This is a genomic window from Haloarcula onubensis (assembly GCF_031624605.1).
Lineage (GTDB): Archaea > Halobacteriota > Halobacteria > Halobacteriales > Haloarculaceae > Haloarcula > Haloarcula onubensis.
In genome coordinates, this window is record NZ_JAMQOS010000004.1 from 130,081 (window position 1) to 146,411 (window position 16,331).

The window sequence follows — 16,331 nt, forward strand, 5'->3', positions numbered from 1 at the left end:
GCTGTCCGCTCGGGGTCAGTCCGAGGCCGTCACTCTCGTCGGAGGGCTCACTTCGACCGGTGCGTCATCGGAGGTCGGTTCTCCCTGCGTAGTGTTTCGAAGGTATATACCCCCGGTGTACGTGGTGTCTATCTCGCTGCCCTCGAACACGGTGATGTTGTACGTGTAGTATCCCGGGTCGAGTAGCGGACTGAAATCGGTCCCGTTCTCCGGGTTCGGATTCGTCCGCAGGTCCCGCCCGTCCCCGAAGTCGAGTCGCTCCTCGCCGGTGAACACCCCTCCGCCGGAGGAGTTCCTGATGGTCAGGTTGACGCGGCGGTAATCACCGATACTGCCGGTGTTCTCGAGGTTGACCTCCATCGACGAGACACTGCCGTCGGCATCGATACGCGAGGAGGCGTTGTAGGGCTCGCCGTGGATTCTGATGGGCTCGTTATCTCTGAGCTCGACGTGGGAGTCGCCGACGAACAGGTCCTTCGTACCCGACAGGTGACCGTCCACTTCGGCGTAGTACTCGTAGTCGCCCTCCGACGACGGGAGGTCGATAGTGAACGTCTCCGGTGGGTCCGACAGCGACAGTCCGGCGGGCACGGTCCGGGATACGGTCGTCGTGTGGCCGTTCTCGTCCTCGACGAACAGGGTCACCGTCTCGCCGCTGCTCAGGCTCGTGCTGCCGATGTTGTTGACTTCGACGACCGCCTGAGCGCCCTCGTCCTCGTCGGTGGCCTCCACGCCGTCAACGGTCTGTACGGTCGGCCGGAGCTCTGCCGACCCCGTGTTCAGTTGGCCGACGAACAGGGTGCTCGACTCGTCGGACAGGTCGGTCGTGTTCGCGGTCGCGTCGAAGGTGTACGCGTAGCTCCCGTCGGAGAGTCCGCTCGTATCGAGCCGGAAGGTGAGGTTCGTCGACGCTCCCGGCGCGAGGGTCACCGTGTCGTTGCCCGAGACCGTCCCGGGGAACGCCCCGGTTACGGGCGTCGTCCCCGTCCGGCCACCGACGTTCCGAATCGTGACGTTGTACTCGGCGACGTTGCCCTTGTCGACCCGGTTTGGCCCCTCGACGAAGCCGACTTCGAACAGCGGTGGCGACGAGTAGTTCTCGATGATACTGATGGTCCGGTACCGCACGACCGCGTCGTTGTAGTCGTACGCGCTGTTCGCTTGGTTCGCCTCCAGCGGGCTCGTAATATCGTCGGTGCGTTCGACTCTTTCCGTCAGTTCGAGCGTGTAGAGCTTCTCACCGGTTCGCAAGTCGTATATCTCTTCGCCGTCGCCGTCGGTCGTAATCTGGCCGTCGACGAGTTGCGTGAGCGGTATCTGGTACTCTCCGGCCGCCCGATACCCGATTACCTCGTCACCGTCGGTGAACGTGGCGACGTTCAGCGAGTCGTCGTCGGACCTCGTGCTGACTACCGCGTCTCCCTGTGACGTACACGGGATGTCGGCCACTCCCTCGTAGTAGTTCCACGGCTCGATGTTCTGATGGACGGTCACGTCGTCCCAGTCCCAGCTACTGCAGTCGTATCTAGTCGCGTTGAACGACAGCGTCGTGTTCGCCGGGATTATCACGCTTCTGTTGAACACTGTCCGCTCGTCGATGAGCGCCGCCTCCGCGTCCGGGTGATTGAGATTACCGTTTCCTGGTTCGTCCTCCCACAACTTCTGTTCGGTCACGCCGGATTCGTTCTCGAGTACCAGCTTCATGCGGACGGGCGTGTGCAGCGTCGTCGGAACGTAACATTCGGAACTGTCACAGCTGTAGGGCAGAATCTTATCCGCGGTGGCCGCCGGGACCCCCTCCCAGGTGAAGCCTTCCTCCTCGACGCCTTCGAGGACGATTTCCGCCCGGATTCCAACCTCGTTCGTACAGCTCCCGTTGGTACACTGGACGATACTGCCGTTGTACACCTGGATGTCGCCGGTTTCGGTGTCGTTCGCCGTACGGATGGTGTAGTCGTTCGTCTCGTCGATATCGAACGGCGGTGACTCCACTTTGACGTCCAGCTCCGGGAATCCGACGTCGCCGGAATCTATCGTTATCACGTCGGAGGCGAGCACCTGCCCGGAGTCGTCGTGGACCACGGTGACTTCCTGGGTCCCTTGTGACTTCCCGGAGTTCTCGACGACGACGTTGAACGACTCGGTGGTGTTGACGAGGGTCCGGTCGGGGACACTCGTCGACCGTATCCGGAAGTTCTCCTGCGGAACGACGTCGACGTAGAAGCTGGCCGACCGACTCTCGTTCGGCGTCTCGATAGTGTACTCGTACTCTCCCTTGTCGATGTCGTACACGTTCGCGGTGACGGTCGTCGACGAATCCGGACTCAGGGTGATATCGGTGGTCGTGTCCGCGACCTCGGGTCCGCCCACCTCCTCGATAACGACACTCACCTGCTCCGTCGATTGCCGGTCCCCGGTGTTCGCTACCGTGGCCGTTACCGACACGTCGTCGCCCTCGCTGACATCCGCGGGGTCCGTGAAACTCTGTATCTCGAACGTACTACCGGCGGCGATATCGTACGTCCTGTTGATGGTCTGGCCGTTCTCCGCGACGTCGCCGCTGACGTTGAGTGTCCGGTCGTACACCGGGTTCTCCGCGCTGGTCGGAATCGATTCGTTGACGTAGACGGTCCGCTGTTCGCCGCCGTCGAGCGTCACGTCCCACGTGTCCTGAACGGAACCGTCGATCCAGAGCGTGACAGTCTCCCTGGTGGTCATGTTTCCGGTGTTCTCCACGAGGACCGCCCCAGCCATCTCCTCGTCGGGCGAGACGGTGCTGGAGAAGGGTTCGTCGGCCGAGAGTTCGATAACCGGTAGCGCGTCCTCGGGTGTCGACGTGGAGACGTTGAGCCACCGGTCTACGCTGTTGTTCGCTCGAACTGTAACACGACGGTCGCCGTTCTCCAGATTCGACCCCGGCATTTCGAGCGTCACGCGCTTCTGTTCGTCCTCACCGAGCTCTACGTATGTCGAATTTCGAAACCCGGCGTAGGACATCGCTACCGACTGGTTCGCCGCCAGACCGCCGGTGTTGGTGACGGTCGCCGTCACCTCGACCGGCGTGTCTCTGTCGCTGCGGTTGTATCGCACGTCGGAGACGTTGAAGTACGGGTCGGAGACGTCGCCCAGCAGGAAGTGGATTCGAACGGTGTCGCCCGCCTCGACCGTCCCGCTCGCGTTCGTCGTCACCCGTCGACTGTCGTAGTTGCTCCGGGCCCAGTCCGCCCACGCCCGCGCGTACTGGCTGTTCTCTACGAGTAACGTCGCGTTCTGGACGTTCGACGGACTACAGGACGGCCCGAACCCGCGATTCCCGTCTTTGATGTCCTGGTAGGTCGCGTTCGTGTACAGCAACCTCGTGAGGTTCCCCTCCGAGCGAGCCCGGGCGTCGGCGTCAGCGGACGTCTGTAGCGTCTCCCCGGCGCTTATCTGTCCCTCTATCTGGATGAACGACACCGACAGTGACCCATCGTCGTAGTTGATATCCGGCGGCGACGTCATCGTCGCCCCGCTCTCGGTCTGGTGCCAGACCCCGCCACCTTCGTACGCGATGGTCTCGTCGCTCGACTCGTACACGACACCGCTCATCTCCTGTGACCCCGTCGAGCAGTTGCGGTTTTCGTTGAGCAGCAACGTGTACCTCGCGTCGTTCGACACCGACACCTGACCCTGCAACTCGTCGGGTATCGTGACGGAGGTGTTCGACCCGCTCGACTGCTGGAAGGTGCTGTCTATCTTGAGCATCGATTCCTCCGCAATCTCCATTCTCGCCTGCTCGTTAGCGTCGTCTATGTTGACCCACCCGATTGCGATGACGGCGACGATACCGACGAGCGTAATGCCGATGAGTAACACCACCGTCAGCGTTGTCGACACACCACGGTCTCCAGAAGACGGCTCAAACCCCCTTGCCATTTTACATTCATATCGCTGCCATCGGACAAAAATGTACGGGTTAATAATCACGTAAACTATATTTGATATTCGGCTCGCCACAGCCGGGCCGTCGCACTAGTGCGACGGCCGCGTATTCACATCCGGCCGTCGGCTTCGGTTTGGGCCGTGCGCGGATTCGCTCGCTGCGCGAGAATCGTGTACGCGACGGCTTTGTCCCTCAGTCAAACGTCCCTGCTCGCTCCGCTGTGGGGGCTCTGAGGGACAGAGCGTTCGAATCTCGCCTCGACTCCCTCGAAAAGGCTCGGTCGCTCCGATGGACTCGCCGGGATTTGAACCCGGGGCCTCTCCCATGCCAAGGGAGTGATCTACCCCTGATCTACGAGCCCGCTGCGCACTACTGGGTATCCGACGGCGTTTATTAAACCCATCGAAGCGAGTCGGGGACGGGAGGCGGTAGCGTGGGTCGGCCACAACGGCTAATATCGTCCGGGCTAACCACTTACGAAATCGCCGTCGGGTCACAACGGGTCAAGGCATATGGGTACTAAGCGCAGCGACGAGCCGCGGAACCGCCCAGCGGGTCGGCAGGGGGACCGCGGGCAGACCACGCTCGATTTCGCCATCGGTGTGAGCGTCTTCCTAGCGGTGTTGCTGTTCATCTTCCTGTTCGTTCCCGGCATCCTGTCGCCCTTTACTGCGAGCGCCCAGGACGAGACGGTCACGTCGAACCGGGTGGCCGACCAGCTGGCGGCGGGGACGCTGGCGTCGCCGGAGCAGCCGTACGTGCTGGACCGCTACTGCACGGTGTCATTTTTCCAGAACAACACGGCGGACTGCCGGTTCCCCGAGGGGCCACTGGAAACCCAGGTTGGACTCGACACGGGCTACCAGCGGGTCAACGTGAGCCTCCGTGGCAACCTCAGCAGTGGGGGCGGCGGGGAGGTCGTCTGCTGGGACGGCACCGGCCCGGACAGGGGCCTCGTGGCGCCGTCGGACTCGGCGTGCGATACGGTCCTGGAGCGGGGCGACCCGGTGCCGACCTCGCGGCCGTCGGTGACGTCGGTCCGGGTGGTCTCGCTCGACGGTCAGGACGTGACGCTGTTCGTGGAGATGTGGTAACATGCGAGGGCAAGCACACACACTGGAGGCGACGGTCGCTGGACTGCTCATGCTGTCGAGTCTCATCTTCGCGTTACAGATGACCGCCGTGACGCCGCTGTCGGCGAGCACGTCCAGCCAGCACATCGAGAACCAGCAGGGCGCCACCGGGCAGGGCGTCCTCGCAGCGGCGGCGGAGGCGGGCGCCCTGAAACCGGCGGTACTGTACTGGAACAACAGCACGGCGCGCCACCACGACGTTGGCGTCCAGCGGTTCTACACGGCGGGGCCGCCGGACAATCGCTTCGGCGCGATGCTGGAACGGGCGTTCAACGGGAACGGCATCGCCTACAACGTCTACTTCCGGTTCCAGAACCGCGCCGGCGAACCCATCACGCGCCGGTACGTCTACAGCGGCGTCCCGACCGACAACGCCGTCACGGCGACCCAGACGGTGACGCTGTGGGACGACGACCCGCTGTACGACGCCGACGGGACGCCCGGGTCGACGCGCCTCGAGACGGCGAACATGACCTATCCGATGCCCGACACCGGGGCGAACCTCTACAACACGGTGCGGGTGGAGGTGGTCGCGTGGCGCATCTAGACGACCGCGGACAGATTATCCTCGTCGCCGCGTTCGCGCTGGCGGTCATCTTCGTCGCGATGGCGCTCATCGTCAACTCCGCCATCTTCACCGAGAACCTGGCGAGTCGCGGCGAGACGGCGGGCAGCGAGGGGGCGCTGTCGATGCGGGCGGACGTGGCGGCGGGCGTCGGTGCCGGGGTCGAGGCGGCCAACCGGAACAACCACAGTTCGGACAGCGCGCTGACCGACGCCGTCCGGACGAGTGTCGGCGACATCTCGCTCCAGACCGGGCGACAGTCGGCCCGCTCGGGACGGGTCGTCGACGTCGCCTACCAGTCCTCGCGCTCGGGGGAGCGGATCTACCAGTCGGACGGGACGGCGTTCTCGAACGAGACGGGGACGGCCGCCTACGTGGTCGCCGCCGGGGTCTCGCGTGTCGACGGCGCGAACGGCACGCGGGCGTTCGAAATCGAGGCCGACACCATCTCCGCGACCGACAACAGTACGGCGTTCGAAATCCGGGCCCAGGAGAGCGGGCTCACCAGCGGGAACGAGAACAGCTGGCGCGCTCGCGTCTGGAACGTCACCGGGAGCGATACGGTCCACGTACGGACGCTCAAGAACGACGGCGGCAGTACCGTCGTCGAAGACTGTGAGGTGACGAAGGACAGTCCCGGCCCGGCCGTCACTATCGACGTCACCGGCGGGACTATCGACGGTGAAGGATGCGATGCGCTGGCCACCGCGCCGGACGGCGAGAGCTTCCACTTCAGCGCCGGCACTGGGGTCGGGACCACCGGGAGCTACGACCTCTCCTTTGCCAACGCCGACAAGATTTCGGGGGATTTCTCGCTGGTCGTCCACGACGACGGGCTCCTCTCGCTCCCGTCGCTGGGTCCCTCGCTGGAGTCAAGTCCCGCCCTCTACGACGTGACGGTCCGGTACACCCACTACACCGCGGACCTGCGCTACGAGACCGATGTCCGGGTCGCACCGGGTGAGCCCGATGTCTGACGCCCGTGCGGTCTCGACGACGCTGGGGTACGTCCTCGCGCTCGCCATCGCGACGCTGCTCATCACCGGGCTCATCATCGCGGGCGGGAGCTACGTCGACACCCAGCGCGAGCAGGTCATCAGGGACGAACTCACCGTCGTCGGCCAGCAACTCGCCGCCGACGTCGAGCGGGCCGACAGGCTCGTCAGGGCCGCCGACACCGACAGCGCCGTCACGGTCCGGGTGAACCGGACGTTCTCGAACACGGTGACCGGCGCGCACTACCGACTCACGCTGGTACCGGGCGACGGGACGCTGGTGTTGAACACCACCAGTCCCGACGTGACTGTCCGGGTCCCCATCACCAACGAGACGGCACTCGGCGCGAGCAGCGCCCGCGGCGGGCCCGTCCAGATACGGTACGACGGGACCGACGACCACCTGGAGGTGCGCGATGTCTGAACGGGCCGTCAGCGAGGTCGTCAGCTACGTGCTGGTGTTCGGGCTGGTCGTCTCCGCGGTTGGTATCGTCTCCGTGAGCGGGCTGGGCACGCTCCAGGACACCCGTAACGACGAGCAGATGGCGAACGCGGAGCGGGCCTTCAGCGTGCTGGCGGACAACCTCGCGGACGTCCACCGGCGCGACGCGCCGAGTCGCGCCACCGAGATAAGCCTCGGCGAGGCCCGACTGGAGACGGCCGCGAACGTCACGATGCGTATCAGCGTGACGGACACCGGCGGCGACACCTGGCAGAGCGAACAGTGGTCGATACGCCCCCTCGTCTACAGCGGTGACGAGGGCCGAAAACTGGTGTACGAGGCGGGTGCGGTCTACCGCACGTCCAACGGCGGCGGCATCCGCGTCCAGAACCCGCCATTCGTCGTCACCCAGGACAGAGTGCTCCTCTCGGTGGTCGGTCTCAACCGGCCGGACCGGCAGGCCCTCAGCGGCTCTACGGTGCTGATTCGCGCCCGGCGCCAGTCGACGTCGCTGGCCTACAACAGCACGGCCGACGACGTCGACAGCGTCACCGTCGGTATCCGGGACACGCCGCGGACGGAACTGTGGCAGGAGTACCTGCTGAGCGTCGGCTTCGACGGCTGTTCGGTCTCCGGCAACGACATCCAGTGCACCTTCGACCCCGGTTCGCCCATCAGCCAGACGTACGTCGTCTACCACGACATCGCCGTCGACATCGAGTCCTGACGGGCCTGGGTCGGCGCTACAGCTCTCAGCCGTCTTCGACCCGAATCTCGTTCGTCGAGGCGTGGATGTACGTCACCCGGACGATGGACTCGCTCTGTTCGAGGACCCGCTGGGTGCGCAGCGCCTCGTCGTAGTGGATGGAGCCCCCGTTGCCGTTCGCTATCGTCGTCGTCCCCGTCAGAATCCCGCCGTAGACGACACCGCTGTCGAGGGTGACCGAGCCGGTGCCGGCGGTGCCCGGCGGCGCGTAGATGACGCCGACGTACTGTGCCAGGTTCCCGCCGGAGCCGCCGCCGATGGTCGCGGTGAAGTTGCTCTGCCCGAACAGCCGGAACTGCGGGGCGTCGTCGCCGGCGTTGGTGACGTTGCTGTGTTCGCCCATGTAGAGCTGGTTCGCGCTCCCCGCCGACCCGAGCACGTAGACGCTCACCGTCCCGTCGCCGGTGACGTTCACGTTGGCGCCGGGGCCGAGGACGACGTTCTCGTCGACGGCGATGTAGATGTCGCCGTCGGTGGTGTTGAGCGTCAGCGTCTCGCTCCCGGCGACGTCTAGCTCCTCCAGATAGTAACTGCCGGCGGTGAGTTCGACCGACCCGGGGTCCAGCGTGGTCCCGGTGATTGGGACGCCGCTGTCGCCGTTGTCGTTGTTCGTCCTCGTCTCGTTGACCTGCGTCCGGACGATGCCGTTGATAGCGGGCGCCTGGTCGATACCGCTAATCTGGTCGACGCTCCCGGTCGCCTTCCGCTCGCAGGCGTCCTCGGAGTTCTCGCACCTGTCGCTGTAGCTGATGTTGCCGTTGATGTCCGGGGAGCCGCCGCCTTTCCCGTTCCCGACGTCGACGGTGCCGCCGGAGACGACGTCGCCGTAGATGTCCGAACTCCCGGCGCCCCCCGAGAGGTCCATGTCGCCCCCGTAGATGACGTCGCCCTCGTTGCCGGGCGTCTGGTCGCAGTAGCCGTCGTCAGTCCCGCTGGAGTTGTAGCTGTCCAGGTACACCTTCTCCGGGTCACAGACGGTGCCGGCGTTACCGTTGATGATGAAGGTGCCACTGGCCGAGAGGCTCGCCGTCGCCGACGTGACCTTCGTGTTCTCCAGGGGCGTGACCAGCGCCAGGGTCACCGTCTCGTTCGGGTGGTCGTACTCGACGGTCCCGTCGGTCCGCGTCTCGAAGTACTCCCCCCACGCGCGGTAGTACTCGCTCGTGACCGCCACCTCGACGCGGGCGTTCTCCAGCGGGTTGCTGTAGGCGCTGTTCTTCGTCGCGTTCGGGAAGTATCGCGTCGTCTCCGCGTTCGAGATGACGGCCCGGTCGCCGATGGTCCCCGAGGAGCCCACGGTGACGAGGGGCAGGGTCAGCGTGGCGTCGCGGTAGTGGAACTCGGGCGGGGATATCATGATGGCGTTCCCCTCGCCGTCGGAGCGCCAGACGCCCCCGCCCTGGTAGGCGATGTTCGCGCCGTCGTCGCTCTCGTAGACGATGCGACCCAGCTGTTCGGAGAAAATCTTCGTCTCCGCCCCCGTCGTCTGGTTGGTGTACGACAGGGTCATCCGGCCGGCGTCGTCCTCGACCCGGTAGCTGTGTTCACGCCCCGTCGAGAGGTCGACGCGCTGGACGTCGGAGTTGCCCAGCGCGACCAGCGCCGCCTGGGAGTCCAGTTGCGTCATCGCCTTCTCGGCCCGTTCCTCGTCTAGCGTCTCCTGTGTACCGCCGATAGTCCCGGCTCCGAGCGCCACGATGAGCGTCGTCGCCGCGATGACCAGCGCGAACACGAGCAAGAACCCGAGCGGCCCGGACTGGCCGCGTCGCTGGTCCGCCTGACCCGAGAGCGGATGCATACTCACACGGTTGCTATCATCCGTGATAAGCGCGCTGGCCGATTTTCGCCGGTGAAACCGTCTCCCGCCGCCACGGGGCGGGCACCCCGGTGTTGCGGACCACAGATGGAAACGGTTTTGTCCGGGGGCCGACGAGTTGCCGACGGGAACAGCACGACCGCAAATCTGACACGCCGTGGACTTCCGCGGCTCGGGATTGCGGCCGTGTTCGGCCTCACAGCCGATACGCCTCGCTACCGGCAGCGACGAGCGGTCCGTGCGGTTCCAACCATACCTATGGCACGAATGCACACACGCCGCCGCGGCTCGTCCGACTCGGACAAGCCGGCGGCAGACGAACCCCCGGAGTGGAGCGACGTCGACGAGGACGCCATCGAAGAGCGCGTCGTCGAACTCGCAGAGCAGGGTCACTCGCCGAGCGTTATCGGCCTCAAACTGCGCGACGAGGGCGTCCAGGGCACCCCCGTCCCGAACGTCAAGCTCGCGACCGGCAAGAAGGTCTCCGAGATTCTCGAGGACAACGACGCCGACCCGGAGCTCCCCGAGGACCTCCGAAACCTGATGGAACGCGCGGTGCGACTGCGCGACCACATGGACGAGAACCCCGGCGACCACCAGAACAAGCGGGCCTTACAGAACACGCAGTCGAAGATTCGCCGGCTCGTCGACTACTACCGCGGTGACGAACTCGACGAGGACTTCACCTACAGCTACGACAAGGCTGTCCAGCTCCTGTAATGTCGGCTACCGGTCGGGACCAGGCGCCAGCCCCCTCGCCCAGCGCCCTCGCTAGCGCGCTCGAGGCAGCCGCCTTCGTGCGGCTCGTCAGCGACGCGACCGGCGACGCGCTGGCCGGCACGGGCGTGCTGGCGCGGGCACTGAACGACGACGACACGCCGTTCCAGGCGAGCGTCGTCGCGCCCTTCGCCGACCCCGACCGGACCACCGAGGCCGACGTGACAGTCGCGCTCGGCGCCGGCCACACCGGTGCCGACCACACGCTCCCGACTACCCCGGCCGCGACGGCCTTCGCCGTCGCCCGCGAACTCGGCGCCAGTCCCGACCCCGTCCTCGCGCTGGCCGGCACCGTCGCCGGCGGCGATGTGGACGGGACGGTGGCCGACGCCGTAGAACGTGCGGGCGCCGAACGCCGCCCGGGACTCGCCGTCCCGGTCGCGGACGTCGCCGACGGGCTGGCCCACTCGACGCTCCTGTCGGGCCCGTTCTCCGGCGATATCGAGGCGGTGCAGGCCGCCGTCGCAGACCTGGGCCTGCCGGCCGACACGGCGACGGACCTGACAGACGACGACCACCGGCGCGTCGCGTCGCTGGCCGCACTGGCAGTCACCGAGGACGCCCCCGAACGGGCGACCGAGGCCGTCGCCGCTGGGCTCCACCCCTACGCCGGCGGCCCCTTCGAGACGGTCGGCGGCTACGCCGACGTGCTAGACGCCGTCGCCCGCGAGGCGCCCGGCACGGGCATCGCGCTCGCGCTGGGCCACGGGGGCGTGCGAGAGTCGGCGCTGTCGGCCTGGCGGACCCACGCGACCCGCGCCCACGGCGCCGTCGCCGACGCGACGACCGGCCGCTACGACGGCCTGTTCGTCGCCCGCGGTGACGCGATGCCCGTCGACACCGTCGCCCGCCTCGTGGCCGACTTCCACGCGCCGGAGCCGGTGACGCTGGTCGTCACCGACGGCGAGGCGGCCGCCCGCGCCACCGACGGCCGGGACGTGGCCGCGACCATGCGGGCCGCGACCGATGCGGTCGGTGGCCAGACCGCGGGGTCGGGCGACCGGGCTCGCGCACGGTTCGACGTCCCCACGTCGGAACTCATCGAAGCGTTCCGGGAGGCAGCATGAGACGGGCTGAGATCGAAACATCGCACGGCTCGCCGGACCGCGCAGCGGCCATCGCCGCGGCGGTCCGCCCGGACAACACCGCCGAGATGACCACCCGCGTCGAGGACGCGACGGTGGTCACGACTATCGAGCGCGACAACACGAGCGGCCTCCAGTCGACCGTCGACGACTACGTCGTCAACCTCCGCGTCGCAGCACAGCTTACGACCGACACGACACAACCTAACCATGAGTGAACGAAGCGTCTCCAAGCGCAAACAGCAGAAACGGTGGTACACCGTGCAGGCTCCCGAGCAGTTCGACCGGGAGGCCCTCGGCAAGACCACAGCAGACGAACCGGAGAAGGTGCTCGGCCGCACCATCGAGACCACGCTGGGCGAACTGAACAACGACGCCAGCGAGAACAACACCAAGCTCACGTTCAAGATTAACGAGGTCGCCTCCGATACGGCCTACACCGAGTTCATCAAACACGAACTGACGCGGGACTACCTGCGCTCGCTCGTCCGCCGGGGCTCCTCGAAGGTCGAGGCATTCGTCACCGTGCTGACGACGGACGACTACCGCGTCCAGATTCAGCCGGTCGCCGTCACGACCAAGAAGGCCGACGCCTCACAGGAGAAGGCCATCCGACGGACGATGATAGACCTCGTCGAGGAGACGGCCCGGGAGCGGACCTTCGAAGAGGTCGTCGACAGCGTCGTCGAGGGCCGCCTCTCCTCGGCCATCTACGGCGAGGCAAAGGACATCTACCCGCTCCGACGCGTCGAGATTCAGAAGACGACGCTCGAAGCGCGTCCCGAAGAAGTCGCCGCCGAAGAGGAGACGGCCGTCGACGTGGACGAGGAAGACGTCGACGTCGAAGCCTGACCGTCGCGTCGACACCATTTTCGACCTGCTCGCCCGATAGCGACGGCGTCGAACGCGGGACACGCATCGCCACGCCGCGGTACTGCTCTCCCTGAGTTCAGTCGTCGGCCTCGTCGGGGCCGCCGTCGGCCGCGACCGAGTCCGACTGGTACACCTCGGTCGAGGCTCCAGTTGACTGCTGTCGGTCGTCGACGGCGGTACCGATGTCGTCGATGTCGGCTACGTCGTCGGCTTCGGCGTCGAACTGTTCGAGCATCCCGTGCAGGTCGCTCGACTGGTCGGTGAGTCGCTGTGCGCTGTCGGAAATCTGGGCGATGGAGGCCGCCTGTTCCTCGGCGGCGGCCGAGACGCTCTGTGACTCGGCGGCGACCTCGTTGGAGCGCTCGCTGACGTCGTCGACCATCGCCACGACCTCCTGACTGGAGGCCGCCTGCTCGTCGGTCGCGTCGTTGATGGACTGGACGCCGGTGTTTGCGTCCTCGACGGCCTCGACGATGTCGTCGAGCGCCGTGATACTCTCGTCGATGGTCTCGGCGCCGTCGGCGACGAGGTCACGCATCTCCCGCATCTCCTCGGCCGCCTCGCCGGTGGACCCCTGGATACCGTCGATGAGTGACTCTATCTCGGTCGTAGCCTGGGCCGTCTCCTCGGCGAGGCTCTTTATCTCGCTGGCGACGACGCCGAAGCCCTCGCCGGCCTCGCCCGCGCGGGCGGCCTCGATGGAGGCGTTCAGCGCGAGCATGTTCACCTGCTCGGCGATGTCGTCGATGAGGTCGACGACGTCCCCGACGCGGGTCATCTCGTCGTCGAGGTCCTCTATCTGGCGCACCGTCTCGGTGGTCTTCGACCGTATCCGCCCCATCTGCTCGACGGTGGCCTCGGCGACCTCGGCCCCCTCCTCGCCGCGGGCGGCGGCGAAGCCGGACTGCTCGGCCACTTCGTCGGCCGAGGAGGCTATCTCCTCGATGGTCGCCGACAGCTCCGTCATCTCGCCGGCGACCTCGCGGAGGTTCGCGTTCTGCTCCTCCGCGTTGCCGGAGATCTCCTCGACTGACGTGGCGACCTCCTGGGAGGCCGCCTGGACTTCCTGGCTGCCCGCGGCGACCTGTTCGGCCGAGGCGGCCACGTCGTCGGCGAACGACTGGATGCCGACGACCGTCATCTCGAGCTGGGAGAGCATGTCGTTGAACGCGTCGGCGATGTTGCGCATCGCGCGGTGGTCGCTCGACCCGTCGAGGCGCTTGCGGAGGTCCCCGGCGGCGGCGTCCTCCATCACGGCCGAGAACGCCTGGGCCTCGGTCTCCAGTGAATCGGCCAGCTCCTCGGCGTGGGCCTGTGCCTCCTCGGCGTTGGCCTGGGACTGTTCGAGTTCGACGATGAACTCCTCGATGTCGGCGTGCATCTTCGAGAGGGAGTCACCGATGCGCCCCGGTATCTCCGCTTCCAGTGCCGGGTCACCGAAGTCTTGGCGCGCCATCGCGTCGGCCTGGTCGCCGATGGTCTGGAGGTACGCTTTCGTGTCGCTGAAGGCCGCCTGCGCGCGACCGACCTCGTCGATGCGGTCCGTGTCGTCCATCGTCACGGAGAGGTCGCCCCGTGACAGCGCCTCTGCGCGGTCGGCGAGACCGTTCAGGGCGCTGACGGTGTTGCGGCCGATAGTGAGGCCGATGACGAGAAAGCCGAGCAACGCGAGCCCGATGATGATAGCGAAGTCCCGCTGGACGGCCCCCCGGAGGACGTACGCGTTATCCTGTGGTGCGTGGGCGATGACGACCCAGTCGGTGTCCTCGACGGGAGCGTACGCGACGACCTCGCCGGTCTCGTCTCGCTCGACGGCGCCCGGCGCTTCGAGCCCGGCCTGGAGGACCTCGCTGTCGGCGCCGCCCTGGTACTCGGTCAGGGCCTCGTCCTCGTCCGCGGTGAACTCGATGATTCCCGCCGCGTTGACGACCTGCGTGTAGCCGCCCTCGATGGGGTCACGGAAGTGGGTCGCCCGCTCGCCGGCGTCGGTGACGACCATCACGGCGTTGCTGGTGCCCTCGACGGGACTGACGAACGCGATGCGTTCCTGACCCTCGTTCTCGTACCCCTCGGAGACGGCCACCTGGGAGGCGTCCGAGAAGTCGAGCGAGTTGTGGGCCCACTTCAGCGAGAGCGCGTCGATGTCCGTGCCCGCCATGCTGTCGGTGGTACTCACCTCGACGTCGCCGCTGTCGAGGTCGACGTAGTGTAGCGCGACGACCGACGCCGGCAGAGCGTCGAGTTCGTTGTCCAGCCGTTCGGCGGCGGTCTCGCCGGTTTGCATCGACTCGTACTGACTCAGCATCCGAGCGGTCTGTTCGTACTCCTCGACCCACTGGTGCATGGAGTCGGCCTCCAGTTCGGCGGTCGTTTGCATCTCGCTGTGTCGCTCGTGGGTCAGTTCCGCACTCACCTCCCCCTGGAAGTAGATACCGGCCACTGTCGTCACCAGCAGGGCGACGACCACGACGGTCGCGAACTTCGCGAGATACCGTCTGCGAATCCCTTCGGGAACCAGTTCGCGTAGCGAAGTTGGGAGCGAACCTGCCATACTGTATCCTACGCCACCTCGAAGACCAGCGCAACCACGCTGTCCACTAACGTTGACATACCAGGGCGTAGGACAATGGCACATTAACGAACTTACCTAACTAGTAAGCAAGTTTTTAATATTGATACCTGTGGGACGAAAACGGAACGAAAATTTCAGTATCAGAAGAAACCAGCCGCTCCCGCGCAGTGTCTTTAGGCTCCCGGGAGCGGCTCACTCGGTCGGCGTCGCCGCCTCTCCGGTGACGACGACGGTCCCGACCATCCCGCCCGTCTCGTGTGGGATACAGAAGTAGGGGTACTCACCGGGCACCTCGAAGGTGTGTTCGAACTGCTGGCCCTCGAACAGCGTCCCGCCGGAGCTGTTGCCCCAGGCGTCGCGGGCTTCCTGCTCGCTGTCGAAGCCGCCGGAGGCGAAGTAGTCGGCGCCGTCGGGGAGGCCGCTCTCGTAGGCCGTCACCGAGTGGCCCTGTTTGTTCGTGTTCAACCAGGTGACCGTGGTCCCGACCGAGACTTCGAGGCGCTCCGGCCGGAACTCCTTTGCCCCCATTCCCACGTCGTAGTCGGTCGGCGTGCTGCCTCCGATACAGCCCGCGAGCCCGACTGCCACCGTCGGTGCCGCTGCCCGGAGGAAGGCCCGTCGCTCCATAGCAGAAATCGGGACCGGAGCGACAAATGCCGCTCGGTTCGCCGCGCTCACCATCGACCCCCTGGGGGTTCAGGGGGTATTGGGGGTCGACGATAATCTTGATGTGCGTTCAGGCTGTAGCGGGCCCATGGCCGGCGAATCGGTCATGGTTTCAGACGGACCCTTGTGGGGTTGAAGCTACCTCTCGATGGCGCCGCTGAGCCCGTGGAACGCTGTTTCAGACGGACCCTTGTGGGGTTGAAGCTACCAGCAGAACCCACAGTATCTACCAGACAATTGTTTCAGACGGACCCTTGTGGGGTTGAAGCTGGTGCTGCTCGAAGCCACATACAGAATCGCAACTGGTTTCAGACGGACCCTTGTGGGGTTGAAGCCCCGGGATTCCCCTTGGGTAGCGACCTACCGCTGTGTTTCAGACGGACCCTTGTGGGGTTGAAGCGCGAGCCGGTACTCGACGGCCCTCCAGGCACGAACCCGTTTCAGACGGACCCTTGTGGGGTTGAAGCACTACACTCTAATCGTAGAAGCAAAACACCGCATGTTTCAGACGGACCCTTGTGGGGTTGAAGCATGCGGATTTCCTCCGAGCCAGATAGGGATGAACTGTTTCAGACGGACCCTTGTGGGGTTGAAGCACACCCACAGAGGCGTGGGAAGGGTCGTCCACCGTGTTTCAGACGGACCCTTGTGGGGTTGAAGCAACGAGACTGTTCTCATGCTCGGCGCTCAAAATGGTTTCAGACGGACCCTTGTGGGGT

13 protein-coding genes, 1 tRNA gene and 1 CRISPR repeat array (1 of these 15 running past the window's edge) are annotated in these 16,331 nt (G+C 65.9%); of the genes, 9 read left to right on the plus strand and 5 right to left on the minus strand.

All coding sequences use genetic code 11. The annotated features are described in order from the left end of the window. Nucleotides 1–15: 15 nt before the first annotated feature. Together NDI86_RS12730 and NDI86_RS12735 are read right to left on the minus strand one after the other, a co-directional pair. A complete protein-coding gene (locus tag NDI86_RS12730; protein ID WP_310900816.1) occupies nucleotides 16–3,876 on the minus strand; it encodes a DUF7289 family protein in 3,861 nt (1,286 codons plus the stop codon). A gap of 335 nt (nucleotides 3,877–4,211) precedes the next feature. Next, nucleotides 4,212–4,283, minus strand: a tRNA-Ala gene (locus NDI86_RS12735). 151 nt (nucleotides 4,284–4,434) lie between these two features. Here NDI86_RS12735 and NDI86_RS12740 point away from each other — a divergent pair. From NDI86_RS12740 to NDI86_RS12760, 5 genes are read left to right on the plus strand one after another with little or no spacing between them, the layout of a single operon-like run. Beyond that, entirely contained in the window at nucleotides 4,435–5,016 is a 582-nt protein-coding gene (locus NDI86_RS12740; RefSeq protein WP_310900817.1) for a DUF7287 family protein, read from the plus strand. A 1-nt stretch (nucleotide 5,017) separates the two neighbouring features. Continuing rightward, the gene (locus tag NDI86_RS12745; protein WP_310900818.1) at nucleotides 5,018–5,602 is read left to right on the plus strand and encodes a DUF7288 family protein; all 585 of its coding nucleotides are present in this window, start codon (nucleotides 5,018–5,020) and stop codon (nucleotides 5,600–5,602) included. Further along, nucleotides 5,590–6,597: a DUF7261 family protein gene (locus NDI86_RS12750; RefSeq protein WP_310900819.1), complete on the plus strand. Its 1,008-nt coding sequence runs from the start codon at nucleotides 5,590–5,592 to the stop codon at nucleotides 6,595–6,597. Before NDI86_RS12745 ends, NDI86_RS12750 begins: the two co-directional genes overlap by 13 nt. Continuing rightward, a complete protein-coding gene (locus NDI86_RS12755; RefSeq protein ID WP_310900820.1) occupies nucleotides 6,590–7,039 on the plus strand; it encodes a DUF7266 family protein in 450 nt (149 codons plus the stop codon). The genes NDI86_RS12750 and NDI86_RS12755 overlap by 8 nt, the downstream gene beginning before the upstream one ends. Continuing rightward, complete coding sequence (locus NDI86_RS12760) at nucleotides 7,032–7,784, plus strand: DUF7289 family protein (RefSeq protein ID WP_310900821.1); 753 nt, start codon at nucleotides 7,032–7,034, stop codon at nucleotides 7,782–7,784. Before NDI86_RS12755 ends, NDI86_RS12760 begins: the two co-directional genes overlap by 8 nt. Before the next feature lie 25 nt (nucleotides 7,785–7,809). Here the strand turns inward: NDI86_RS12760 and NDI86_RS12765 are convergent, their stop codons facing one another. Next, entirely contained in the window at nucleotides 7,810–9,621 is a 1,812-nt protein-coding gene (locus NDI86_RS12765) for a DUF7289 family protein (protein WP_310900822.1), read from the minus strand. Nucleotides 9,622–9,897: 276 nt separating this feature from the next. Between NDI86_RS12765 and NDI86_RS12770 the strand changes: the two genes are divergently transcribed. The 4 genes from NDI86_RS12770 to NDI86_RS12785 are packed head-to-tail and all read left to right on the plus strand — an operon-like array spanning nucleotide 9,898 to nucleotide 12,353. Beyond that, nucleotides 9,898–10,359: a 30S ribosomal protein S15 gene (locus tag NDI86_RS12770; protein WP_310900823.1), complete on the plus strand. Its 462-nt coding sequence runs from the start codon at nucleotides 9,898–9,900 to the stop codon at nucleotides 10,357–10,359. Further along, nucleotides 10,359–11,483, plus strand: a complete 1,125-nt coding sequence (locus NDI86_RS12775) for a hypothetical protein (protein ID WP_310900824.1) — start codon at nucleotides 10,359–10,361, stop codon at nucleotides 11,481–11,483. Before NDI86_RS12770 ends, NDI86_RS12775 begins: the two co-directional genes overlap by 1 nt. After that, complete coding sequence (locus tag NDI86_RS12780; protein WP_310900825.1) at nucleotides 11,480–11,719, plus strand: KEOPS complex subunit Pcc1; 240 nt, start codon at nucleotides 11,480–11,482, stop codon at nucleotides 11,717–11,719. The genes NDI86_RS12775 and NDI86_RS12780 overlap by 4 nt, the downstream gene beginning before the upstream one ends. Next, nucleotides 11,712–12,353 carry a 30S ribosomal protein S3ae gene (locus NDI86_RS12785; RefSeq protein WP_310900826.1) on the plus strand — a complete coding sequence of 214 codons (642 nt, stop codon included), beginning with the start codon at nucleotides 11,712–11,714 and terminating at the stop codon, nucleotides 12,351–12,353. The genes NDI86_RS12780 and NDI86_RS12785 overlap by 8 nt, the downstream gene beginning before the upstream one ends. 97 nt (nucleotides 12,354–12,450) lie before the next feature. Here NDI86_RS12785 and NDI86_RS12790 read toward each other — a convergent pair whose 3' ends face one another. Together NDI86_RS12790 and NDI86_RS12795 are read right to left on the minus strand one after the other, a co-directional pair. Continuing rightward, a complete protein-coding gene (locus NDI86_RS12790; RefSeq protein ID WP_310900827.1) occupies nucleotides 12,451–14,925 on the minus strand; it encodes a methyl-accepting chemotaxis protein in 2,475 nt (824 codons plus the stop codon). A gap of 213 nt (nucleotides 14,926–15,138) precedes the next feature. Further along, nucleotides 15,139–15,573, minus strand: coding sequence for a plastocyanin/azurin family copper-binding protein (locus NDI86_RS12795; RefSeq protein WP_310900828.1), 435 nt, complete (start codon nucleotides 15,571–15,573; stop codon nucleotides 15,139–15,141). Nucleotides 15,574–15,721: 148 nt separating this feature from the next. Beyond that, nucleotides 15,722–16,331: a CRISPR direct-repeat array (repeat unit 30 nt; unit sequence GTTTCAGACGGACCCTTGTGGGGTTGAAGC) (it continues 861 nt past the right edge of the window).